The following is a 22,193-nucleotide window of genomic DNA, read 5'->3' as shown; positions in this document are numbered from 1 at the left end:
GAAAGGCCCGACCGGAGCGCACAGGAACAGCTGGACAGACCAGCAGATACCCCCTGCCCGCGACCAGGACCAGCCCTCAACAGCCCAGCGAGGCACACCTACCCCAATTCATCAGTGGATCGAGGCTAAACCAGCACCGAAACTGGCCACTCTGATCGCGAGCATGTGCGCCGGCGCGGACTACATCGACGATGTCGACGTGGTCCGAGCCGGCGGCATGAAAACCCTCTTCAACCGGGTGTATGCCCCCTCCACCGTGGGAACCCTGTTGCGCGAGTTCACCTTCGGTCACGCCCGCCAACTCGACTCGGTACTGGCCGAGCATCTGGCCGGTCTGTGCGAGCGAGTGGACCTGCTGCCCGGAGCCGATGTGCGTGCCTACCTCGACATCGACTCCCTGCTGCGCCCGGTGCACGGACATGCCAAGCAGGGCGCCTCCTACGGACACACCAAGATCGCTGGCAAGCAGGTTCTGCGCAAAGGGCTGTCCCCGCTGGTCACCACCTTGAGCACCGACACCGCCGCACCGGTGATCACCGGCATCCGACTGCGTGCGGGCAAGGCCAACTCCGGTAAAGGGGCCGCCCGCATGCTCGCCCAAGCCCTGCAGACTGCGCGTGCGGCCGGCGTGGGGTCCCGGTAGTAATGGCGCAAAAAACAACGAGGTTCGCGTAGCGCCTGGTCGGCGGTGATTTCTCGGTTCGGGCTGCGGGCCGGGGTGGTTGGTGCTTGGCTTGGCTGCCGATGAGGTTGGTCGGCGTTTTGGAGGCTGGGGTTCGTGGCGACGCGGGTATTCGCGGACGAGGAGTTGCAGCGCCTGCGGGAGTTCCCGGAGATCAGTCGTGAGGAGTTGTTCCGGTACTTCACGCTGACCCCGGCGGATCTGGCGTTCGTTGCTCCGCAGGGCAGGGGCCCTGCGGTCCGTCTGGGCCTGGCGGTGGCGTTGTGCACCTTGCCGTGGCTGGGGTTCGTGCCGGACAAGGTGTCGTCGGCGCCGCCGGTGGCGGTGGCCCGGTTGGCGGATCAGCTGAATGTCGATGCGGTGCAGCTTCGTTCGTATGGCAAGCGGGCGCAGACGCGGACCGAGCATGTGCGGCTGGTGGCCCAGTATCTGGGGTGGCGGCCTGCCGGGTCGATGGAGTTGAAGGAGCTGGATGAGTTCCTTCTGGCGCGGGCGATGGAGCACGATTCGCCGACGCTGTTGTTCCGGCTGGCGTGTGAGTACCTGATCTCGGCGCGGGTGATCCGGCCGGGCCCGGACACGGTGGTCCGCCGGGTCGCGCATGCTCGCACGCAGGCGCAGCGGGAGACCTATGACCGGTTGGCGCGCGAGTTCACGCCGCAGCGGTGTAAGGAACTGGATGCGTTGCTGGTCGCCGACCCGTCTATCGGGATGTCGCGGTTGCGGTGGTTGTCGACCGGCCCGGTGGAGGCGTCGGCGACCGCGGTGAAGGCCGAGGTCGAGAAGCTGGTGTTCCTGCGCAACCTGGGCGCGGATGAGCTGGATATGTCGGTGCTGCCGGCGGAGCGGCGGCGGTTCCTGGCGACTGTGGGCCGACGCTTGACGGGCCAAGCCTTGGAACGCCGGGATCCGCAACGCCGCTACCCGATCCTGCTCACGGTGTTGGCTCAGTCGGCCACCGATGTGCTCGACGAGGTGGTGCAGCTGTTCGATCAGGCGATCTCGGCCAGGTTGAGCAAAGCCGAACGCCGGATGCGCGACGAGCTCGCCGAGCGCGGTAAGGCCGGAGAGGATCGGCAGGGGTTGCTCGACGACTTGCTGGCCATCATCACCGACACGCAGATCCCTGACGAGGAGATCGGCGGCCTGATCCGGGGCGATCGGATCGGATGGGAGCGGTTGCGGGCCGCGGTCGCGCAGGCCAAACCTCGGCTGCCGCGCGATCACGGGCACCTGGCCGCTCTGGACAGCTCGTACTCCTATCTGCGGCAGTTCACCCCGCAGGTGCTGTCGACAGTCCGGTTCGCCGGCGGCACCGCGGCGATCGAGCTGCTGATCGGGGTGCACATGCTGCGGGAGCTGAATGCGACCGGTACCCGCAAGGTGCCCGACGACGCGCCGACGGGGTTCGTGCCGACGAAGTGGCGCGGCTACCTCGACGAGGCCCGCAAAGCCGGCAACACCACCGCCTATCGGCACTACTGGGAGCTGTGCGTGCTGCTGGGGCTGCGGGACGGGTTGCGCAGCGGCGACGTGTTCGTGCCGGGGTCGCGCCGCTACGCCGACCCGGCCGCTTACCTGCTGACCCCGCAGGCGTGGGAGCCGCAGCGTGACGAGTTCTGCCGCCTGGTCGGCAAGTCCGCTGATCCGGCCCGCGCCCTGGCGACCGCCACCGACGAGCTGCACGACGCTATGAGCGAGTTGGAGAAGGTGCTCGCCGACGGCGACGGCCCGGTCCGTCTCGATGAGGCCGGTGACCTGGTGGTCTCGCCGCTGTCGGCAGAAGACGTTCCGGCCGAAGCGGTGGCGTTGAAGCAGGAGTTGACGGAGATGCTGCCGTTCGCGCCGATCGTGTCGCTGTTGATCGAGCTGGACAAACGCACCGGCTACCTGGACTGCTTCACCCACGCCGGCGGTAAGCAGTCCCGCACCCCGGAGTTGAAGCGCAACCTCATCGCGGTGCTGCTGGCCTACTCCACCAACCTGGGTCTCACCCGTATGGCGGAGGCCTCCGGCATCTCCTACGACATCCTGGCCTGGACTTCGGAGTGGTATGTGCGGGAGGAGACGCTGCGGGCGGCGAACCTGACGATCATCGACTACCACCAACGCCTGCCGCTGACCCCGATCTTCGGGGCCGGCACCCTGTCCTCCAGTGATGGGCAGCGGTTCCCGACCCGTGGCAAATCGGTCACTGCCAGAGCGTTGAGCCGCTATTTCGCGAACGAAGGACTGAGCACGTATACCCATGTCACCGATCAGCACGCCACCTACGGCACGAAGGTCATCGTCGCGACGAGACGTGAAGCTCACTACGTGCTGGACGAAATCCTCGGCAATGCAACGGATCTGCCGATCACCGAGCATGCGACCGACACGCACGGCGTCACCCTGGTGAACTTCGGGCTGTTCGACCTGCTCGGGTTGCAGCTCTCGCCCCGCATCCGGGACCTGGGCCGGATCACCCTGTACCGGGCGGCGCCGCGAGCCCAGGTCGAGTCCGCGTTCCCGCACGCGGGCCCGCTTTTGACCCGGCGGTGCAATCTCGATCTGATCGCCGAGCACTACGACGACCTGCTCCGGCTGGCCGGGTCGCTGAAGTTCGGGCACGCCACCGCGTCGCTGCTGGTCGGCAAGCTGTCGGCGTCGGGCCGGCAGAACGCCCTCGCGGCGGCGCTCAAGGAGTACGGGGCGCTGCGGCGCACGATCTACGCCGCCCGGTATCTGTCCGACCCGGGCTATCGACGCAAGATCTCCCGCCAGCTCAACAAGGGCGAATCCCTGCACGCGCTCCGCCGCGACCTGCTCTACGCGCATGAAGGAACCGTGCGCGCGAGGCACCTGGAGGGACAGACCGAACAGGCATGGTGCCTCACGTTGGCGACCAACGCCGTCATCGCCTGGACCACGGAGTATTACGGTCTGGCGACCGAACAGATGCGGCGGGCCGGGCGGCGCATCGATGACGAGGTGCTGGCGCACATTTCTCCGGCGCACAGCGAGAACATCAACTTCTTCGGCGCCATCGAGGTCGACATCGACGCCGAACTGGCCCAGCTCGGCCCCACCGGGTACCGGCCGCTGCGGGTCCGCGACACCCTCTTCTGACCGCCGGCTACCACCTTCCGGGAGAGGGTGCTGGGGCGTAGCTGGGCACATCGGTGGCCTGGGTTGGGTCAGCGACAGCGTGGTGGTTCGGTGGCGGTGAGGACGCGGTCGCTGATCGGGCGCAGCTGGGCGTAGGCGTCGGCGACGGGCAGCACGAGCCCGGTGGGGTGCCGGCTCTGCCAGTCGGCGGCCGCCACGGCGGTGGCGAAGTAGCGGCCGGGGTTGCAGGTGGTGGCGCGGACCCGGGTCGGGTCGAGTTCGTCGGGGCCGGGTACAGAGATGACCGCGGTGGCCGGGTCGAGGCCGCTGACCCCGGAGGCCGGGTCAACGGACAGTCGGATGGTGGTTCCGGTTGCGGCGCAGGTGGATTCGACGGTGGCGGGGCGACCGATGATGGCGGGGAACAGCAGGGTGTCGGCGGCGCACCAGGTGTAGAGCTGGTGGCCGTCGACGGTGAACCGGTGCGGGGTGGGATTGAGGGTCAGGCCCCAGCCGAGGATGCGGTGCCGGTCGTCGTATTCGATGTCCGCGGCGGCGGGCGCGTTCTCGACGTCGGCGACGCTGGCGCCGGCGGCGGTAGCGAGCTGTTCGATGGTGATCGGTTCACCGGCCGCGAGCAGCCGCATCGCGGTGCCCATCAGGTTCGTTCCCGTATTGGCGGTGGAGTCGAACAGTGTGTCGACGATGGTGGTGGCGAACGGGTTGGTCGTCATCGCTGGTGTCCCCTCGGAGCGTGTAGTCACGGGTGTGGGATCGAGTGTCGGGCTTGCCACCGCAGGGAAGGTCAAGCGCCGCAGCCGCATGTCCTCGGATCCGGCACCCACGGCGGGGCGGCGGCTCGGTCGTGGCTGGTCGCCCGGGTCAACGCGTCGTGGTGGTGGTGTTCGAACTCGTCGATGCGGCGGCGCTGCTCGTCGAGGTCGCGGATGCGGTCCTCGATCCGGGTCCGGGAGCGGGCCAGTAGTTCGGCCAGCTGCGGTCCGACCGGCCGGGCGCTGTCGTCGCAGGTGGCGGCGAGCTGACGGATTTCGGCCTCCGTGAGGCCGAGGCCGCGCAGGGTGGCGATGACCTCGACGCACCACAGCGCGTGTTCGTCGAAGAGCCGGTATCCGGCCCGGCTGCGGCCGAGGCTGTAGATCAGGCCCAGGTCGTGGTGGCGGCGTAGTACTTTCGCCGGCACTCCGGTGCGGCGGGCCAGGTCTCCGATGGTCATCACCGGTGTGTTCATGACGGCTCGATCCGGTCCTCAGCCCGCGCAGCAGGACAGCTTGGCGACATCGGCGGTGAAGGTTTGGGCGGTGAGTTTCAGCGCTTCGGCCATGGTCAGATACGGCGCCCAGGTGCGGGCGAGCTGGTCGACGGTCATGCCCGCGGTGATCGCGTACCCGGCGGCGGTGATCAGATCCCCGGCACCCTCGGCGACGGCGTGCACGCCTAGCACCCGCCCGGTCCCGGCCTCGGCGACGAGTTTGACCACACCACGGGTGTCCCGGTTGACCAGGGCACGCGGCACGTTCGCACCGGTGAGCAGCCGCGACTCGGTCCGTAATCCGGCTGCGGCGGCTTGGCTGTCGGTGTGGCCGACCGCGGCGATGGCCGGGCTGGTGAATGTCACCCGCGGCAGCGCCGTGTAGTCCAGGGTGCGGCCGGCGTGCCCGAGGGCGTTGCCGGCGGCGAGTGTGCCCTGCGCCGCCGCGACGTACACGAATTGGGGGCCGCCGGCCACGTCGCCCGCGGCCCAGATCCGCGGGTTGCTGCTGCGCTGGTGGGCGTCGACGACGACGGCGCCGCGGTCGTCGGTGCGTACCCCGACCGCCGCCAGATTCAATCCGGGGGTGTCGGGGCGGCGGCCGGTGGCGATGAGCAGCTGGGCGGCCCGCAGTTCGGTGGTGGCCCCGTCGGCGGTGCGGACGGTGACGAGTTTCTCGCCGCCCTCGGCCAGTGCCTTGTCGAGGGTGGCGCCGGTGAGCACGGTGATGGCTTCGTCGGCGAACACCTGCGCGATGGCCCGGGAGATCTCGGGTTCCTCGAACGGCGCCAGCCGATCCAGGGCCTCGATCACCGTGACCCGGGTGCCGAGCCGGGCGAACAACTGTGCCTGTTCGAGACCGATGGCGTTGCCGCCCACCACGATCAGCGACCCCGGCAGGACGTCGAGCTCCATCGCGGTGGTCGAGGTCAGATACCCCGCCTCGGCGAGCCCGTCGGTCGGCGGCGCCCACGGCGCGGCGCCGGTCGCGATCAGGTACTGATCGGCGTCGATCACCCGCGGGCCATCGGCCCCCTGCTCGACCCGCAGCACCGGTGCGTCGGTGGTACCGGTGAAGACGGCGGTTCCCGAGACGATCTCCCAGCCGTAGTCGGCGGCCAGGTCGAGGTACTTCTCGCCGCGAAGCCGGTCGACCAGCGCGTTCTTGCCCGCGATCAGCTCGGCGAAGTCCACCGGTGCCCCGGTCGCCGCCAGCCCCGGGAACCGGTCGGCGCTCGCCGCGGTGTGCCGGGCCTCCGCGGCGGCCAGCAGCGCCTTCGACGGCACGCAGCCCACGTTCACGCAGGTGCCGCCGATCGCGGCGCGCTCGACCATCACCACCCGTTTGCCGAGGTTGACCGCGGCGATGGCGGCGGCGAACGCCGCCGAACCGGAACCGATGATCGCCAGATCGGCGCGCGGGGATGTCGTGGTCACGGCGGGTTCTCCTTGCTGGGGGACTCCGGTCACGGAACAGGTTGCTATTCGCGTTGACGAATATCTCCGGACATCATACTATGCGCTTATCCGAATAGTTCAACTTTCTTCTTGTGGAGGCGATCCCCTTGCCCCGGTCCACGACCGCCGCCGTCACCGCGCCCGGTGGCGAGACGGCCTGCACGCACCTGGATGCGACGGCGAAGTTCTTTCGCGCGCTGTCGGATCCGACGCGGTTGAAGCTGCTGGAGTTCATCTTGGCCGCCGAGCGCACCTCCGCGGAGTGTGTCGAGCATGCCGGGATCTCCCAGCCGCGGGTGTCGGTGCACCTGTCCTGCCTGGCCGACTGCGGTTATGTGACCGCGCGCCGTGACGGCAAGAAGCTGCGCTACTCCGTCGGCGACCCACGCGTCGCGGACCTGGTGATGCTGGCCCGCTCCCTCGCCGCCGACAACGCCGCCGCGCTGACCTGCTGCACCCGCATCGACACCGCTCGTGTGAACGGAGCAGGACATTGATGAACGTACGCAACAACTCCACGGGGATCGGCGGCCCGCTCGCGGTGGTGGGTGCCGCCGTGGCCATGATCGTGTGCTGCGCCGGACCGGCCTTGATCGCGGCCGGTGCGCTCACCGCCCTCGGCGGTGCGCTGCGCAGTTGGGGACCGATCGTGGCCGCCGCGGTGATGGTCCTCGCCGCCGTCGGCTACACCGCGCGCCGTCGTAAGCCGCCGCAGCGAGGGACAGTCCGCGGACTGCTGGGCACCCGCCGATCGCATCAGCCCAACGCGTCGACCGATCGGAGTTCCCAGCCGTGACCACGCCGATCACCCGACGCACGGTGAGCGCGGCGCTCGCCGCCCTGGCGGTCACGGTGCTGGCTGCCTGCGGCACCGACACCGCCTCGCCCCGCGCCGCCACCGACCCCGTCACGGTCACCGCGCTGTCCGGGGCGCCGGTGACCGTGCCCAGCGGCAAGCCGACGGCGATGTTCTTCTTTTCGGTCGGCTGCGGTGAATGCGTGGGCGGCGCGAAGTCGCTGTCGCAGGCTGCGCGACAACTCGGTGACACCGCCGCTTTCGTCCTGGTCGACATGGATCCGGCCGAACCTGCCCAGGTCGTCACCGACTTCCAGCAGCAAACCGGGACCGACACCGTGCCCGCGGTCATCGACACCGATGCGACCCTGACCAAGCGGTACTCCGTGGCCGCCCTGTCGACCCTGCTCGTCGTCGACCCCGGCGGTGCGGTCGCCTACCGGGCCGCCGACCCGTCCGCCGATCAGATCACCGCCGCGCTGGCGAAGGCCGGGGACCGGTGAACGGGCTGCTGGCCTTGGCGTTCACCGCGGGCATGCTCGCCCCGGTCAATCCGTGCGGTTTCGCGCTGCTGCCGGCCTGGATCACCCACACCCTCGGCGACACCGCCACCGAACCGCTCGGGGTACGCACGGCGCGGGCGCTGCGAACCGGCGTCGCTTTTACCCTCGGGTTCGCGGGCACCCTGGCCGTGGCGGGGCTGGCCATCAGCGCCGGTGCCCGCGCGCTGATCAGCGCCGCGCCGTGGCTCGGTCTGGTCGTCGGTGTCGCCCTGGTATTGCTCGGTGTCGTCATGTTCACCGGCCGCGTGCTCGGTCTGCGACTGCCCACCCGAGCGCTGCGCCCGGCCACCGGGCCGGGCGGCACAACCGGGATCGTCCTCGCCGGGATCGGCTACGCCGCGGCGTCGCTGTCGTGCACGTTCGGGGTGCTGCTGGCCGTCATCGCCCAGGCCCAGGCCACCGCGGGCTGGGGTGCGCTGCTCGCGGTGTTCGTCGCCTACACCCTCGGCGCCGCGACGATCCTGCTGCTGGTCAGCCTCGCCGCCGCGGCCGCCGGTACCGCGCTCACCCACCATCTCGCCGCCCTCGCCCGGCACGGCACCCGCATCACCGCGACCGTGCTCATCCTCACCGGCGCCTACCTGGCCTGGTACTGGCTGCCCGCCGTCACCGGCGACACCACCGGCACCAACGGATTCGCGGCCCTGTCCACCACCGCCAGCACCTGGCTGCAGAACCACACACCACTGATGGCGACGATCGCGGCACTGACCGTGCTCACCGCCGCCGTCACCGTCCTCGCTCACCGCATGATCCGGCGCCGCGTTACCGATGCCGCACCCGTCGACTGCTGCACCCCGACGACCGTCATCGAGGAAGGGCGCCCGCAATGACCGAACGCTACGACACCCTCGTGCTCGGCGGCGGAATGTCCGGGCTGCCACTGGCGCTGCGCGCCGCCCGCCACGGCCGGGTCGCCTTCGTCGAGAAGGAACTGCTCGGCGGGACCTGCCTGAACCGGGGCTGCATCCCCACCAAGACGATGATCGCCTCCGCCGCCGTCGCCCATCAGGCCCGCCGCGCCGCCGAGTTCGGCGTCCGCGTCGGCGGTCCGGTCACCGTCGACCTGGCCGCCGTGGTGGAGCGTAAGAACACCCTCGTCGATTCCATCCGGGCCGGATCGTATCGGGCCGTCGAAAAATCCGCCGACCTCGACTTCTACCACGCCGCAGGACAATTCACCGGTAACCGGCGCCTCACCGTCGACGGCACCACCCTGACCGCGGACCGGATCATCCTCGCGACCGGCACCCGCACCACCCTCCCGGCCATCGACGGCTTGGATGCCGTGCCCTACTACACCTCCCGCACGCTGCTCGACCTCACCGAACTACCCGCCCACCTGCTCGTCGTCGGCGGCGGCTACGTCGGCTGCGAATTCGCGCAGATGTTCCGGCGATTCGGCGCCGAGGTCACCATCGTCCAGCGCGCCGACCGGCTGCTGCCCGGGGAAGACCCCGACATCAGCGCCGCCGTCGCCGACGGCATGACTGCCGACGGCATCACTGTCGCGACCGCCACCACCTGTACTCACGCCGCCGGGACGGCCGGCAACATCCGGATCGGCTGCACCGGCACCGAGACCGCCGAGATCACCGGCAGCCACCTGCTGCTCGCCACCGGGCGCACCCCCAACACCGACGCCCTGGGCCTGGAACACCTCGACCTGCAACCCGACCCGCACGGCTTCCTCACCGTCGGCGACACCCTGAACACCTCCGCCGACAACGTGTGGGCGATCGGCGACCTGCGGGGCGGGCCGATGTTCACCCACACCGCCCGCGACGACGCCGACATCGTCTACCGCACCGTCTACCGCGACCAGGACCGCACCACCACCGGACGTGTCGTGCCGCACGCGGTGTTCACCGACCCCGAAGTCGGAGCCGTCGGCCTGACCGAACCCGCCGCCCGCGCAGCCGGCTACGACGTGATCATCGGCCGCCAGAACTTCACCGGCGTTGCCAAAGCACGCGCCATCGGCAACACCCGCGGCCTGGTCAAATTCGTCGCCGACGCCGCCACCGACCGGATCCTCGGCTGCCACATCGCCGGACCCGACGGCGGCGACCTCGTCCACGAAGCCGTCATCGCCATGACCTGCGGCGCCACCTACGGCCAACTCGCCGCCGCCATCCACATCCACCCCACCCTCGCCGAAGCCGTCAACGCCGCCGCCGGCGGCGTCCACCGACCCGCCGCCGACTGATCCCACAGATAACACCCTGTTATCTGTGGCACCATGAAACCCGGCCTGCGACGACTCCGCTCCGGCGGTGCGCGAAGCGGCCCTGTTATCTGTGGCAAGCAGGCCAGGGAGGTCACAATGTTGTCGTCCGGGATCACCGTCCGCGCCGCCGGCGACGGCTTCCTCGACTCGATCCGCTCCCCGAACACCCGCCGCTCCTACGCCATCGCCGTCGATAAGACCACCGCCAGGCTCGGCGAGGCCCGGCCGCTGGCCAATGTCGCCGACGACGAGATCGGCGAAACCCTGGAAACTTTGTGGGGCGAGGCGGCGGTCAACACCTGGAACGCCCGCCGCGCCGCGGTCGCGTCTTGGCTGGCGTGGTGCCGCGAGCACGGACACCTCGCCCCGGCGGTCCCCGCGTGGGTGAAACGCTCCACCCCGCCGGACTCGGCCACCCCGGTGCGCTCGCGCACCGCGATCGACCGGCTCATCACCCGCCGCGACATCGACCTGCGGGATAAGACGCTGTGGCGGATGCTCTACGAAACATGCGCCCGCACCGAGGAACTGCTCCAGGTCAACATCGAAGACCTCGACCTGGCCGGGCGGTGCTGCCCGGTGAAGTCCAAGGGCGCCAAGCCCCGCACCCGCCGCCGCGGCGCCGCCCATCACGAGTACGCGCACGAGCTCGTGTACTGGGACGCGGGTACCGCCCGGCTCCTGCCACGCCTCACCAAGGGCCGCACCCGCGGACCGCTGTTCGTCACCCACCGCCGACCCGGACCCCGCAAAGCCGTCGCCGACCGCGACATCTGCCCCGACACCGGCCTGGCCAGGTTGTCCTACGGCCAGGCCCGCGCCCTGCTCGATGCCGCCACCGCCACCAACGGACCCGGCACCGGCTGGGACCTGCACGAACTCCGGCATTCTGGCCTGACGCATCTCGGCGAGGCCGGAGCCAGCCTGCTCGAGCTAATGGCCAAGTCCCGCCACCGCAAACCCGACAACCTGCGCCGCTACTTCAAACCCTCACCGGCGGCCATGCGCGGCATCACCAGCCTCCTCGGTCCCGACCGCGGCCACCGATAGCGGCCACCAACAACGACTCGTCCGTCTACCCGGACCAGGCGCTACGCGAACCTCGTTGTTTTTTGCGCCATTACTGCCGGGACCCCGGCGTCACCGGGCAGATCATCGTGCGCGGTGACAGCGCCTATGGATCGCGGGCGGTGATCCGGGTATGCCGCCGCTACGGGGCGGTGTTCTCGCTGGTGCTGACCCGCAACGCCGCGGTGCAACGCGCCATCGACAGCATTCCCGAGAACGCCTGGACCCCGGTGAAATACCCGGGTGCGGTGCTCGATCGCGAGACCGGGGCCTGGATCTCTGATGCCGAAGTCGCTGAAGCCGTCTACACCATGGCCAAAACCGGCACCTATGAGGCGGTCACCGCCCGGCTGATCGTGCGCCGGGTCAAAGACGCCAACCAACCCCAAGACGGGCTGTTCCCGATCTGGCGGTATCACCCGTTTTTCACCAACACCACCGAGTCGGCCACCGACGCCGACATCACCCACCGCCGCCACGCCATCATCGAAACCACCTTCGCCGACCTCATCGACGGCCCCTTGGCCCACATTCCCTCCGGGCGCTTCGGCGCCAACAGTGCCTGGGCCGTCTGCGCCGCGATCGCCCACAATCTGCTGCGCGCCACCGCGACCCTGGCCGGGACCCGTCACCGCACCGCGCGCGGGGCGACCCTGCGCCGTCACCTGGTCAATATCCCGGCTCGTCTGGCCCGACCCCAACGACGACCGATCCTGCACCTACCCCGGCACTGGCCCGCCGAACCAGCATGGATGACCCTGTGGCACAACACCATCGGCCACCGATCCAGCGCCTGAACCACCGACCACCCGACCCGACAACCAGGAACCCGACAGGAAAAGCTGGACAGACCAGCGGCCTCGTCATGCCCACCACCAGCCCGGATCAAGACCATCAGCTCAACCGGCCACCACACCGTCGGTCGGTGGAATCAGGCTTAGTGAGAGGAATGATCAGAACCTGTGGATGAGCCTCGGCGTGGGGGCGTGAAAATGAGCGCACCTTCCCGAGGATGATCATCACGGAATCAGGTATTCGATCAAGACCGGCGTTGGCGCGCTGGTTGGGAAGGTACGCCCATGCTCACCGTAGTTCACGACGGCGCGGAGGCCAACGACAACACCGACAGTGGTGCTGGTCGGTCGTTGTTGGATGAGATTGTCCGTGATGGCGCTCGGCAGATGCTGGCCGCGGCGTTGCAGGCCGAGGTCGCCGCCTACGTGGCGCAGTTCGCTGACCAGCGCGATGACAACGGCCACCGATTGGTGGTCCGCAACGGCTACCACCAGCCGCGCGAGGTGCTGACCGCAGCCGGTGCGGTGCAGGTGAGGGCCCCGCGGGTCAACGACAAACGTGTCGATCCCGACACTGGTGAACGCAAGCGGTTCTCCTCGGCGATCCTGCCGGCCTGGGCGCGCAAGTCCCCGCAGATGTCCGAGGTGTTGCCGCTGTTGTACCTGCACGGGTTGTCGAGCAGCGATTTCACCCCGGCCCTGGAGCAGTTCCTCGGCTCCGGTGCCGGGTTGTCGGCATCGACGATCACCCGGCTCACGTCGCAGTGGCAAGATGAGGCCGCCGCGTTCGGTCGTCGCGATCTGTCGGGCAGCGACTATGTCTACCTGTGGGTCGACGGCATCCCCCTCAAGGTCCGCCTGGACCAGGAAAAGCTGTGTCTGCTGGTGATGCTCGGTGTGCGCGCTGACGGCCGCAAGGAGCTGGTGGCGATCAGCGACGGCTACCGTGAATCGGCCGAGTCGTGGGCCGATCTGCTGCGCGACTGCAAACGGCGCGGCATGACCGCCCCGTGCTCGCCGTCGGTGACGGTGCACTCGGGTTCTGGAAAGCGGTCCGTGAGGTGTTCCCGGCCACCAAAGAGCAGCGCTGCTGGTTCCACAAGCAAGCCAATGTTCTTGCCGCACTGCCGAAATCAGCACACCCGTCGGCCCTGGCGGCACTCAAGGAGATCTACAACGCCGAGGATATCGACAAGGCCCAGCTCGCGGTCAAGGCCTTCGAGGTCGATTTCGGCGCCAAGTACCCCAAGGCGGTCGCCAAGATCACCGACGACCTCGATGTGCTGCTGGAGTTCTTCAAGTACCCGGCCGAACATTGGATCCACCTGCGCACGACGAACCCGATCGAAAGCACCTTCGCCACAGTGCGACTTCGGACCAAGGTGACAAAAGGCCCGGGATCGCGAACGGCCGGACTAGCGATGGCCTACAAGCTGATCGACGCCGCCTCGGCCCGCTGGCGCGCCGTCAACGCCCCGCACCTGGTCGCCCTGGTCCGCGCCGGCGCGGTCTTCCACAAAGGCAAACTGCTCGAACGCCCCACCGACATCACCCCACCAACACCGCCCTCAGACGACGATCAGGACGCCGGAACGGAGGTCGCCTGAAACACCCCGATCCACAGGTATTGACAATTCCTCCAAGTGACGATTCGCGAGGTGAGAGTGCGAGGTGGGCAGGATGGATTCCGCCGCTGATCGTTGAACGGCGGACCCTTTGCTGATGCTTTCTCAGCTTCAACTGGGGGATCGGTCGCGTCTATCCCTCCACCGCGGCGCGGACTCCGATTCGCGCCAGATGTCATGGCAGTCACCACTTTTTCGACGGCTAGCGACGGTGTCGCGTTTTGTCAGAAGCCGCCCGACAGCACAGCGATCGCTGCTGCGGCGGCCCGTGGGTCACAGCAGCCGGACGATGCCGCGGGCAGCCACCTGCAGGGCGCCGAGCAGTCGCTGGCGACCTCGCTTCAACGACGGAACTACGACGGCGATCGCGGCCACCACAGCGTCGTCGGACTGCCGGACGATCGGCACGGCCAGTGAACAGGCGCCTAGCGACATCTCTTCCACGGTGGTAGCCAACCCCTCGCGCCGCACCCCCTCCAACTGTCGGGACAGCACCGCAGGCTGGGTGATTGTGTAGGGAGTAATCGGAGTCAGATTGGCAAACACCTGATCCTGGACTTCGCGTGGCGCGTGCGCCAACAGCACCTTGCCGACGCCGGTGCAGTGCATCGGCAACCTGCTGCCGACGGTGCTAACGATCGGCACGGATGCCCTACCCATCATCCGCTCGAGGTACAATACTTCGTTGCCGTCGCGTACCGCGAGGTGCACGGTGGCGAGCGTTGCCGCGTAGACATCGTGCAAGAACGGCTCTGCGACCTGCCGTAATCCGCCTCCGACCGGGGCGAGCAGCCCAGCGCTCCACATCAGTCGGCCGACCTCGAAACGACCGTCCGTGCGGCGCTGCAACGCCCCGCCCGCAACCAGTTCGGCAGCCAGCCGGTGGGCCGTGGCCATCGGCAGGCTGGCCCTACCCGCCAGTTCGGACAGCGTCAGTGTCCGGTGCCACTCATCGAAGGCGGCGACCATGCGCAGCAAACGAGAAGCGACGCTGGTGCCGGGCGTTGAGGTATTTCCCGCCACTCACGGATCCTTTCCGCTCAGTGGTAATCTAGCGTAGGTCAGTCGCCGAGGAGCCAATAGTGTCAAGGCTATGACAGCAGTGATCGACCCCGATCCCGACGGCGGGTTGCCGAGGCAGCAGGCGATCAGCGCGGAGATCGAGGCGATCGAGTCCGAGTATCAGCGCGCTGGCATCGAGGAGACGCAGCCGCGGCTCGGCTACGCGCCCTACCGCAGCAGCCTGCTGCGTCATCCCACGAAGGACCTACACCACGCTGACCCGGAGGGCGTCGAGCTGTGGACGCCCTGCTTTTCCGAACGCGACGTGCATCCGCTTGAATCGGACCTCACCATCCAGCACTCAGGCGAACCCATCGGCGAACGGATAGTGGTGACCGGCCGGGTGGTCGACGGCGACGGACGGCCGGTGCGACGTCAACTCGTCGAGATCTGGCAGGCCAACGCCGGCGGTCGCTACATCCACAAGCGTGATCAGCACCCGTCCGCGATCGACCCCAACTTCACCGGCGTCGGCCGCTGCCTGACCGATGACGACGGAAGCTACCGCTTCACCACGATCAAGCCAGGGCCGTATCCGTGGAGGAACCACCGCAACGCTTGGCGCCCAGCCCACATCCACTTCTCGGTGTTCGGAACGGAATTCACGCAACGGCTGATCACCCAGATGTACTTCCCCGGCGACCCGTTGTTCGCGCTGGACCCGATCTATCAGTCGATCACCGACCGAAAGGCCCGAGACCGACTGATTGCCAACTACGACCACGACGTCACCACCCACGAATGGGCCACCGGATACCGGTGGGACATCATCCTCACCGGCGCGACGCGCACTCCGACCGAGGATCCCCACCGCGGAAGCGAACACTGATGAATACCCTGCTCACCGCCACCCCGGGGCAGACCGTCGGACCCTTTTTCGGTTACGCACTCCCGTTCGACCGGTGCGACCAGCTGGTTCCGGCCGGCTCACCGGGTGCCGTCCAGCTTTCCGGCTTGGTCCTCGATGGTGACGGCCAGCCTGTTCCCGACGCCCTACTTGAGATCTGGCAGGCAAACGCCGACGGCACCATCCCCACGTCCACCGGCTCGCTACACCGGGACGGCTGGACCTTCACTGGGTGGGGCCGCGCCGGCACCGACGATGGCGGACGGTACAACTTTTCCACCGTCATCCCAGGTCCCTGCGATCCCGGTGCGGCACCGTTCTTTCTGATCACCGTGTTCGCCCGCGGGCTGCTCAACCGGCTGTTCACCCGCGCCTACGTGCCCGGGGGGCAGCTGGCCGGCGATCCACTGCTGGCGTCCCTGCCGCCCGAGCGTCGCGACACGCTCATCGCCACCCGCGAGGGCGCCGGACTACGCTTCGACATCCAATTGCAGGACGCGCCAGGCAAACCCGAGACGGTCTTCCTGCGCTACGCGGGACACCAGCGATGACTGACCTCTTCTGGCCGGGCGACGACCTCGCAGGCGACCTGATGAGCGGCCCCGCATTCCTCGAGGCCATGGTGGCCGTGGAACGGGCGTGGCTGGACAGCCTCGTCGACGCCGGTATCGCACCGCAAGAGGCGCGTGCCAGCTTGGCAGACCTCATCGCCGACGCCGACACCGAGTCGATCGCCCGCCGCGCCGCCACCGACGGCAGCCCCGTCAGCGCTCTGGTCACGTTGTTGCGTGAGCGCTCAACGGCGGCGACAGCCCGCTGGTTACACCGCGGGCTAACCAGTCAGGACGTCGTCGACACAGCGCTCGTCATCTGCGCCCGTGATGTCCTCATGCGCATCGGCGACGAGTTCACCGTCCAAGTCCGGGCGCTGTCCGAGCTCGCTGAGAGGCACCGGAGCACACCAACACTCGCGCGTACCCTGACCCAGGCCGCCCTACCAAGCACCTTCGGCGCCAAGATGGCACGTTGGCTTACCGGCATACTGGACGCCGCCGAACCGCTGACCGGGCTGCTGCCCTCGCTGCCGGTGCAGGTCGGTGGCGCGGTGGGAACGCTGGCGGCGGCTACCGAATTGACCGGTTCGGTGGACGGCGCCATCGCGTTGAGCGACGCGCTCGCCGGCGCACTGCGGCTGGCGCCGGCTCCGCCCTGGCACACCACCCGCTCGGCGATCACCCGCATCGGGGATGCGTTGGTGAGCTGCTGCGACGCCTGGGGGCACATCGCCGCCGACATCGCGACCGGTAGCCGGCCCGAGGTCGGCGAGCTGGCCGAGGGGACTGGTGGCGGCTCATCGACGATGCCGCACAAGAACAATCCCGTCCGCTCTGTGTTGATCCGGCGCACCGCGCTCACCGCGGGCACCTTGGGCGCCACCCTGCACCTGGCCGCAGGAGCGAGTGTCGACGAGCGCTCCGACGGCGCGTGGCACGCCGAATGGGCCACACTGCGCACGCTCGCCCGCCACACCGTCGTGGCGGCCATCCAAGCCTCCGAACTGCTCTCCGGGTTGCAGGTGGACACGGCGCGGGCGGCCGCGAACCTGGCCGACGCGGGCGGGCTGCTCACCGAACAACGTGCAATGACCGAGTTGACCGGTAGCCCAGCACGGCCCGACTACACCGGTGCCGCCGATCGGCTGATCGATTCGACCTTGAGTCGGGCCCGCCGCTTCATCAAGTCTGCGTCATGACCATTCCGGCCTTGGCCACAATCGACTTCGGCGGACCCGACGGTGCGCCTGTCCTCGTGCTGGGGCCTTCACTGGGTACCTCGGCAGCCACGCTGTGGAGCGCTGCGGCTGGATGGCTGAGTGCGCACGCCCGCGTCGTCGGGTGGGACCTACCCGGTCACGGTCGAGGCGGTCCTGGCGAGCCCTTCACGATCGCCGAACTCGCGGTCGCCGTGCTGGCACTCGCCGACGACATGCACGCCGAGACCTTCCACTACGCCGGTGATTCGCTCGGTGGCTGTGTCGGTCTGCAGCTGATGCTCGACGCGCCGCAACGGGTGGACTCGGCGACCCTACTGGGCACCGGTGCGTTGATCGGCACCCCAGCTGGCTGGCTCGAGCGCGCCGCCACCGTCCGCGCCGAGGGCGTCGAAACCTTACTCTCGGGCGCGGCCCAGCGGTGGTTCGCGCCGGGCTTCGTCGACCGGCAACCAGGTGTCGGCGCGGCGCTGCTGGACACCCTCAGCCACACCGATCCGGAGTCCTATGCGCAGGCCTGCGAGGCCCTCGCGGCATTCGACGTCTCCGACCGATTGCGCGAGATCGTCACTCCCGTCCTGGCCGTGGCAGGCAGCGCCGACGTGCCCACACCGCCGGAGTCATTGCGGCGCATCGCCTCCGGTGTCCAGGACGGTGACCTCGTAGTGCTCGACGGTGTCGGCCACCTGGCACCCGCCGAAGCCCCGGACCGGGTCGCCGGCCTCATCGCAGAGCAGGTGGGTATTCCGCAGCCTGCGACTAGGACCGTCGAGGATGTGTGTCGCGCGGGAATGGCGATACGGCGCCAGGTGCTCGGCGACGGGCACGTCGACCGGGCAATCGCCGGTACCACCGACATGACCGCCGATTTCCAGCACCTGATCACCCAGTACGCCTGGGGAACCATCTGGACACGCCCAGGTCTAGACCTTCGCAGCCGCTCGATGATCACCCTGACGGCGCTGGTCGCGCGCGGGCACCGCGAGGAACTGGCGATGCACCTGCGAGCGGCCCGCCGGAACGGTTTGAGCAACGACGAGATCAAGGAGCTGCTGATGCAGACTGCCATCTACTGTGGCGTCCCCGACGCCAACTCCGCGTTTCGCATCGCCGCCGAGGTATTGCCGGAATTCGACGAGGACGAGCGGGCGTCGTCATGAGCCGCACCGCCGTCTGCGCCGCCGCCCACGAAGCCGTCGCCGGAATCGCTGACGGCGCCACAATTCTCGTCGGCGGATTCGGCATGGCGGGCATGCCCACCACACTCATCGATGCGATCATCGAACAGGGCGCCGCCGAGCTCACCATCGTCAGCAACAACGCGGGCAACGGCGACACCGGTCTGGCCGCGCTGCTGGCTGCCGGTCGGGTCGCGAAGGTCATTTGTTCCTTCCCCCGACAGGCCGATTCGTACGTGTTCGACAGGCTCTACCGGGACGGCATGGTCGACCTCGAAGTGGTCCCGCAGGGCAACCTGGCCGAGCGGATCAGAGCGGCAGGCGCGGGCATTGGCGCGTTCTTCTGCCCGACCGGTGTCGGCACCCCGCTCGCCTCGGGCAAGGAGATCCGCACGATCGACGGCCGCGACTACGTGCTGGAGTATCCGATCCGCGGCGACGTCGCACTCATCGCAGCACACCTGGCCGACCGGGCCGGAAACCTGTTGTACCGCAAGACTGCTCGCAACTTCGGTCCGGTCATGGCGACCGCCGCCACGCTGACCGTCGTTGAGGTCTCCCGCGTCGTCGAGACCGGAGGCATCGACCCCGAGACGGTCGTGACGCCGGGTATCTTCGTCGACCGCATCCTCGACCTGTCCTCGATTCCCGCCGCCCGCACCGAGGCCGCCTCGTGACGGGAACGCTCGATGCAAGGACACGGCGTCGTGTCGAGCATCTCGACCGTGGCCCGTTGGACCGCGGGGAGATCGCCGCGATGATCGCCCGCGACATCGCACCTGGGTCGTACGTCAATCTCGGCATCGGCCAGCCCACGATGGTCGCCGACTACCTCGACCCCGCCGCCGAGGTGGTGCTGCACACCGAGAACGGCATGCTCGGCATGGGAGGCGCCGCGACAGGAGACGCCATTGACCCGGATCTCACCAATGCAGGCAAGGTTCCGGTCACCGAAACCCCTGGGGCGTCCTACTTCCACCACGCCGACTCCTTCGCCATGATGCGCGGCGGCCATCTCGACGTGTGTGTGCTCGGGGCGTTTCAGGTCAGCGAGCGTGGAGACCTCGCCAACTGGCACACCGGAGCACCGGACGCCATTCCCGCGGTCGGGGGTGCGATGGATCTCGCCATCGGAGCGAAGCGCGTATTCGTGATGATGACGCTGTTCGGCAAGGACAGGACCGCGAAGTTGGTTCCGGAGTGCAGTTACCCGCTGACCGGGCTTCGGTGCGTCAGCCGGCTGTATACCGAGTACGCGATCTTCGACATCGACAACGCCGGAGACGGACGCGTGCGCGTACTCGAGACCTTCGCCATCAGTATCGCCGCGCTCGAGAAGCGCTTGCACATAGCTCTGTCGTGACCCTGGCGCTTGGGTCGCCGAAAAGTGACTCCATGCTCGCTCAGCGACGAAATTCCCAGAGGAGTGGATTGATGACCCTATCCCGTGACGAGCTAGCCGATTTCGCCGAAAGTATGGCGCGCGCAGGGGATCGCGACACCCAGCACGTGACCGAGGAGCACCTCGTCGTGAACTCCACCGAGGCACACTGGATCCAGACCGGAAGCCCATCAGAAATTGGATTGCTTCTGCGGATACCCGCCCGCTCCATTGAGTTCTTCCTGCAGAAGATCCCCGCCGGTGCGGGCAGTGACCTTCATCGACACGTACACGAGTCAGTTCACTTCGTGCGACATGGCTCGGGCTGGTCGGAGATTGGCGATCAACGCGTAACGTGGAGCGCAGGCGACTTCGTGTATACGCCGCCGTGGGTATGGCATCGCCACTATGCAGATGACCAACAGGACGTCGAGATGATAGTCATCGAGAACTCCCGCCTCCTGGCTGCCGTGGACGCAACCCAGAGGGAAACCAGGGGCAACGTTAGCTTCGCCGAGGCTTTCGGCGTCGGCGACACGTAAGCAGTGGAGAAATTGTCAAGGTAATCGCTTCGAAGGGCGCTTGACGACGGCGGTCAAACACACGGCGGCCGGTCAACCCATCCACGGCGCTAATGTCCAGCCGCCCTGCAACTTTCGTGGCCGCGGCGTCTCCCGGCGAAGCAGGCGGCCTGATCTGCACCCGTGTTGTCGGCCCACGGGTTGTGCGAGTAAAGCGCAAAGTGATCACGATGCGGTCACATGCGTTATTCGTCGAACCCTTCATCTGGGATAGCAAACGCCGCCCTGGCGTTGTCGTTGAGATTTGCAAATCCATCGATAACCACCCGGGCCACGCGGGTCTCATGGTCGACAATGCGGATCAGCCACGTGTGAAAGGCCGCACCGGTGAATTCTTCGCTGACCGGCGAAGGAGCTCTCCAGCGACGGAAGAAGAACTCGAGTCGTGTCGTCAGCTCGATGACATCCTCCTGCACCGGAACGTAGGAAAGTACTTGACGCAGTTCGAGGCGTTCGTCGAAAATCCCGTCCCGCTGCGTGAGATACAACCGCAGACCATTGAGTCCCTTCCATTGGTGGCCGCCGCGAAAGCCGATTTCGAAGTCGTCTGTGAGGACGGTTGCGAACATTTGCTCGGCCGGCGAGTGGCGCTGTTCTAAGCGCAGGTAGTCATCGATCGTCGAAACGAACGCCGGCAGGTCGGGGGTACTCGACACAGAACATCTCCTTTGCCAATGTAGTTAGACCAGCTTAGTAGCAAGCTCTGCGGCAGCTTCGCCGATGATGCCAGCTACTTTGCGGACATGTGATGGCCGTAACCGATAGCTCGGCGCTGATGCATTTAGTGCCAGCCTCACGTCGGGACCTCTTGCAGGTATGGCGACAGCAACGGATGCGACACCTTCTTCGCTTTCCTCCCTACTGGTCGCGAAACCGCTCTTTCGAGAAATAGTCAAATCCTGTGGATCGAGGGTCGTCAGGCGACCTCGGACACTGGGGTGTCGGGCGATGGTTCCGGGGTGATGTCGACCGGACGTTCGAGGAGCTTGCCCTGGTGGAACACTGCGCCGGCCCGCACCAACGCCACCAGGTGTGGTGCGTTGACCGCCCGCCACCGCGACTGCGCTGCTTCGATCAGCTTGTAGGCCATCGCCATGCCCGCCGCCCGTGATCCCGGGCCCTTGGTCACCCTGGTCCGAAGCCGAACCGTCGCGAAGGTCGATTCGATCGGGTTCGTGGTGCGTAGATGCACCCAGTGCTCGGCGGGATACCGGAAGTACTCGAGCAGCACGTCGGCGTCATCGACGATTTTCTTCACCGCTTTCGGGTACTTCGCGCTGTAGTCACGTTCGAACGCTGCGATCGCCAACTGCGCCTTGTCGATGTCCTCGGCCCCGATGATCTCCTTCATCGCCGCCAACGCACCCGGATGCGCCGATTTCGGGAGTGCAGCAAGAACGTTGGCTTGTTTGTGGAACCAGCAGCGTTGTTCGCGGGTGGCGGGGAACACCTCCCGCAGTGCCCGCCAGAATCCCAAAGCTCCGTCCCCGACCGCGAGCGCCGGCGCGCGCATCCCGCGGCGGCGGCAATCCCGCAGCAGGTCCGCCCAGGACTCGGTGGACTCTCGGTAGCCGTCGGCCAGGGCGACGAGTTCCTTGCGGCCGTCCGCCCGCACCCCGAGCATCACCAACAGGCAGAGCTTTTCCTGCTCGAGCCGGACTTTCAGGTGGATGCCGTCGACCCACAGGTACACGTAGTCGACCTGCGAGAGGTCCCTGGTGCCGAAGGCCTTCGCCTCGTCCTGCCACTGGGCCGTGAGCCGGGTGATCGAGGATGCGGACAGTCCGGCGCCGGTGCCGA

Annotated in this window: 22 protein-coding genes and 3 pseudogenes; 17 read left to right on the top strand and 8 right to left on the bottom strand. The window is 67.9% G+C overall.

Going from position 1 to position 22,193, the window contains the following annotated elements:
* Positions 1-124: 124 nt before the first annotated feature.
* Positions 125-631 (top strand): annotated as a pseudogene (locus tag BKG60_RS07960) (transposase family protein); the annotation flags it as partial.
* Between the two features lie 147 nt (positions 632-778).
* On the top strand, positions 779-3,790 hold the full coding sequence (locus BKG60_RS07955; protein ID WP_017682184.1) for a Tn3 family transposase: 3,012 nt from the start codon (positions 779-781) through the stop codon (positions 3,788-3,790).
* A gap of 68 nt (positions 3,791-3,858) precedes the next feature.
* On the opposite strand, the gene merB is transcribed toward BKG60_RS07955, so the two are convergent.
* The 3 genes from merB to merA all read right to left on the bottom strand — a co-directional run bounded on the left by merB (position 3,859) and on the right by merA (position 6,476).
* Complete coding sequence (gene merB, locus BKG60_RS07950; RefSeq protein WP_010596911.1) at positions 3,859-4,503, bottom strand: organomercurial lyase MerB; 645 nt, start codon at positions 4,501-4,503, stop codon at positions 3,859-3,861.
* A 71-nt stretch (positions 4,504-4,574) separates the two neighbouring features.
* Positions 4,575-5,018 (bottom strand): MerR family transcriptional regulator, encoded by a 444-nt coding sequence (locus BKG60_RS07945; protein ID WP_010596912.1) that lies wholly within the window; start codon positions 5,016-5,018, stop codon positions 4,575-4,577.
* Between the two features lie 18 nt (positions 5,019-5,036).
* The gene (merA, locus tag BKG60_RS07940; protein ID WP_010596913.1) at positions 5,037-6,476 is read right to left on the bottom strand and encodes a mercury(II) reductase; all 1,440 of its coding nucleotides are present in this window, start codon (positions 6,474-6,476) and stop codon (positions 5,037-5,039) included.
* Positions 6,477-6,604: 128 nt separating this feature from the next.
* Here merA and BKG60_RS07935 point away from each other — a divergent pair, with 128 nt between their 5' ends.
* From BKG60_RS07935 to BKG60_RS07905, 7 genes and pseudogenes are all read left to right on the top strand, one after another.
* A complete protein-coding gene (locus BKG60_RS07935) occupies positions 6,605-6,994 on the top strand; it encodes an ArsR/SmtB family transcription factor (RefSeq protein WP_026138108.1) in 390 nt (129 codons plus the stop codon).
* The gene (locus tag BKG60_RS07930) at positions 6,994-7,293 is read left to right on the top strand and encodes a hypothetical protein (protein WP_010596915.1); all 300 of its coding nucleotides are present in this window, start codon (positions 6,994-6,996) and stop codon (positions 7,291-7,293) included. Before BKG60_RS07935 ends, BKG60_RS07930 begins: the two co-directional genes overlap by 1 nt.
* The gene (locus BKG60_RS07925; protein WP_010596916.1) at positions 7,290-7,796 is read left to right on the top strand and encodes a TlpA family protein disulfide reductase; all 507 of its coding nucleotides are present in this window, start codon (positions 7,290-7,292) and stop codon (positions 7,794-7,796) included. Before BKG60_RS07930 ends, BKG60_RS07925 begins: the two co-directional genes overlap by 4 nt.
* Entirely contained in the window at positions 7,793-8,689 is an 897-nt protein-coding gene (locus BKG60_RS07920; protein ID WP_010596917.1) for a cytochrome c biogenesis CcdA family protein, read from the top strand. The genes BKG60_RS07925 and BKG60_RS07920 overlap by 4 nt, the downstream gene beginning before the upstream one ends.
* A complete protein-coding gene (locus BKG60_RS07915; protein ID WP_010596918.1) occupies positions 8,686-10,065 on the top strand; it encodes a dihydrolipoyl dehydrogenase family protein in 1,380 nt (459 codons plus the stop codon). Before BKG60_RS07920 ends, BKG60_RS07915 begins: the two co-directional genes overlap by 4 nt.
* Positions 10,066-10,182: 117 nt before the next feature.
* Positions 10,183-11,136, top strand: coding sequence for a tyrosine-type recombinase/integrase (locus BKG60_RS07910; RefSeq protein ID WP_017682183.1), 954 nt, complete (start codon positions 10,183-10,185; stop codon positions 11,134-11,136).
* Between the two features lie 77 nt (positions 11,137-11,213).
* Positions 11,214-11,951, top strand: a pseudogene (locus BKG60_RS07905) (transposase); the annotation flags it as partial.
* Positions 11,952-12,173: 222 nt separating this feature from the next.
* On the opposite strand, the gene BKG60_RS32375 reads toward BKG60_RS07905, so the two are convergent.
* Positions 12,174-12,413: a hypothetical protein gene (locus BKG60_RS32375; protein WP_224866092.1), complete on the bottom strand. Its 240-nt coding sequence runs from the start codon at positions 12,411-12,413 to the stop codon at positions 12,174-12,176.
* Between BKG60_RS32375 and BKG60_RS07900 the strand changes: the two are divergent.
* Positions 12,300-13,555: pseudogene (locus BKG60_RS07900) on the top strand (IS256 family transposase). The gene BKG60_RS32375 and the pseudogene BKG60_RS07900 overlap by 114 nt on opposite strands.
* Before the next feature lie 291 nt (positions 13,556-13,846).
* Here BKG60_RS07900 and BKG60_RS07895 read toward each other — a convergent pair.
* Complete coding sequence (locus BKG60_RS07895) at positions 13,847-14,596, bottom strand: IclR family transcriptional regulator (protein WP_047040843.1); 750 nt, start codon at positions 14,594-14,596, stop codon at positions 13,847-13,849.
* Positions 14,597-14,666: 70 nt separating this feature from the next.
* Between BKG60_RS07895 and pcaH the strand changes: the two genes are divergently transcribed.
* From pcaH to BKG60_RS07860, 7 genes are all read left to right on the top strand, one after another.
* On the top strand, positions 14,667-15,464 hold the full coding sequence (gene pcaH, locus BKG60_RS07890) for a protocatechuate 3,4-dioxygenase subunit beta (RefSeq protein ID WP_043416460.1): 798 nt from the start codon (positions 14,667-14,669) through the stop codon (positions 15,462-15,464).
* Entirely contained in the window at positions 15,464-16,033 is a 570-nt protein-coding gene (gene pcaG / locus BKG60_RS07885; RefSeq protein ID WP_043416462.1) for a protocatechuate 3,4-dioxygenase subunit alpha, read from the top strand. Before pcaH ends, pcaG begins: the two co-directional genes overlap by 1 nt.
* A complete protein-coding gene (locus BKG60_RS07880) occupies positions 16,030-17,235 on the top strand; it encodes a lyase family protein (RefSeq protein ID WP_043416463.1) in 1,206 nt (401 codons plus the stop codon). Before pcaG ends, BKG60_RS07880 begins: the two co-directional genes overlap by 4 nt.
* Positions 17,232-18,413, top strand: a complete 1,182-nt coding sequence (gene pcaDC, locus BKG60_RS07875; RefSeq protein ID WP_047040849.1) for a bifunctional 3-oxoadipate enol-lactonase/4-carboxymuconolactone decarboxylase PcaDC — start codon at positions 17,232-17,234, stop codon at positions 18,411-18,413. Before BKG60_RS07880 ends, pcaDC begins: the two co-directional genes overlap by 4 nt.
* Entirely contained in the window at positions 18,410-19,108 is a 699-nt protein-coding gene (locus BKG60_RS07870; RefSeq protein WP_047040851.1) for a 3-oxoacid CoA-transferase subunit A, read from the top strand. The genes pcaDC and BKG60_RS07870 overlap by 4 nt, the downstream gene beginning before the upstream one ends.
* The gene (locus BKG60_RS07865; RefSeq protein ID WP_047040853.1) at positions 19,105-19,794 is read left to right on the top strand and encodes a 3-oxoacid CoA-transferase subunit B; all 690 of its coding nucleotides are present in this window, start codon (positions 19,105-19,107) and stop codon (positions 19,792-19,794) included. Before BKG60_RS07870 ends, BKG60_RS07865 begins: the two co-directional genes overlap by 4 nt.
* A 71-nt stretch (positions 19,795-19,865) precedes the next feature.
* Positions 19,866-20,354, top strand: coding sequence for a cupin domain-containing protein (locus BKG60_RS07860; RefSeq protein ID WP_047040871.1), 489 nt, complete (start codon positions 19,866-19,868; stop codon positions 20,352-20,354).
* A gap of 224 nt (positions 20,355-20,578) precedes the next feature.
* Here the strand turns inward: BKG60_RS07860 and BKG60_RS07855 are convergent, their stop codons facing one another.
* From BKG60_RS07855 to BKG60_RS07845, 3 genes are all read right to left on the bottom strand, one after another.
* Positions 20,579-21,049, bottom strand: coding sequence for a hypothetical protein (locus tag BKG60_RS07855; protein ID WP_047040856.1), 471 nt, complete (start codon positions 21,047-21,049; stop codon positions 20,579-20,581).
* Positions 21,050-21,073: 24 nt separating this feature from the next.
* Positions 21,074-21,289, bottom strand: a complete 216-nt coding sequence (locus BKG60_RS07850; RefSeq protein WP_074414912.1) for an IclR family transcriptional regulator domain-containing protein — start codon at positions 21,287-21,289, stop codon at positions 21,074-21,076.
* Positions 21,290-21,309: 20 nt separating this feature from the next.
* Positions 21,310-22,193, bottom strand: an 884-nt coding sequence (locus tag BKG60_RS07845) for an IS256 family transposase (RefSeq protein WP_070946939.1), incomplete at its 5' end; no start/stop codon positions are given.

Source organism: Mycobacterium syngnathidarum (assembly GCF_001942625.1).
Classification (GTDB): domain Bacteria; phylum Actinomycetota; class Actinomycetes; order Mycobacteriales; family Mycobacteriaceae; genus Mycobacterium; species Mycobacterium syngnathidarum.
This window is presented reverse-complemented; position numbering and strand designations above follow the sequence as displayed.

Coding starts and splice junctions, on each gene's coding strand:
- BKG60_RS07860 (WP_047040871.1), top strand. CDS start 19,866: ATGACCCTATCCCGTGACGAGCTAGCCGATTTCGCCGAAAGTATGGCG.
- pcaDC (WP_047040849.1), top strand. CDS start 17,232: ATGACCATTCCGGCCTTGGCCACAATCGACTTCGGCGGACCCGACGGT.
- BKG60_RS07880 (WP_043416463.1), top strand. CDS start 16,030: ATGACTGACCTCTTCTGGCCGGGCGACGACCTCGCAGGCGACCTGATG.
- pcaG (WP_043416462.1), top strand. CDS start 15,464: ATGAATACCCTGCTCACCGCCACCCCGGGGCAGACCGTCGGACCCTTT.
- BKG60_RS07910 (WP_017682183.1), top strand. CDS start 10,183: ATGTTGTCGTCCGGGATCACCGTCCGCGCCGCCGGCGACGGCTTCCTC.
- BKG60_RS07945 (WP_010596912.1), bottom strand. CDS start 5,018: ATGAACACACCGGTGATGACCATCGGAGACCTGGCCCGCCGCACCGGA.
- BKG60_RS07930 (WP_010596915.1), top strand. CDS start 6,994: ATGAACGTACGCAACAACTCCACGGGGATCGGCGGCCCGCTCGCGGTG.
- merB (WP_010596911.1), bottom strand. CDS start 4,503: ATGACGACCAACCCGTTCGCCACCACCATCGTCGACACACTGTTCGAC.
- BKG60_RS07870 (WP_047040851.1), top strand. CDS start 18,410: ATGAGCCGCACCGCCGTCTGCGCCGCCGCCCACGAAGCCGTCGCCGGA.
- BKG60_RS07915 (WP_010596918.1), top strand. CDS start 8,686: ATGACCGAACGCTACGACACCCTCGTGCTCGGCGGCGGAATGTCCGGG.
- pcaH (WP_043416460.1), top strand. CDS start 14,667: ATGACAGCAGTGATCGACCCCGATCCCGACGGCGGGTTGCCGAGGCAG.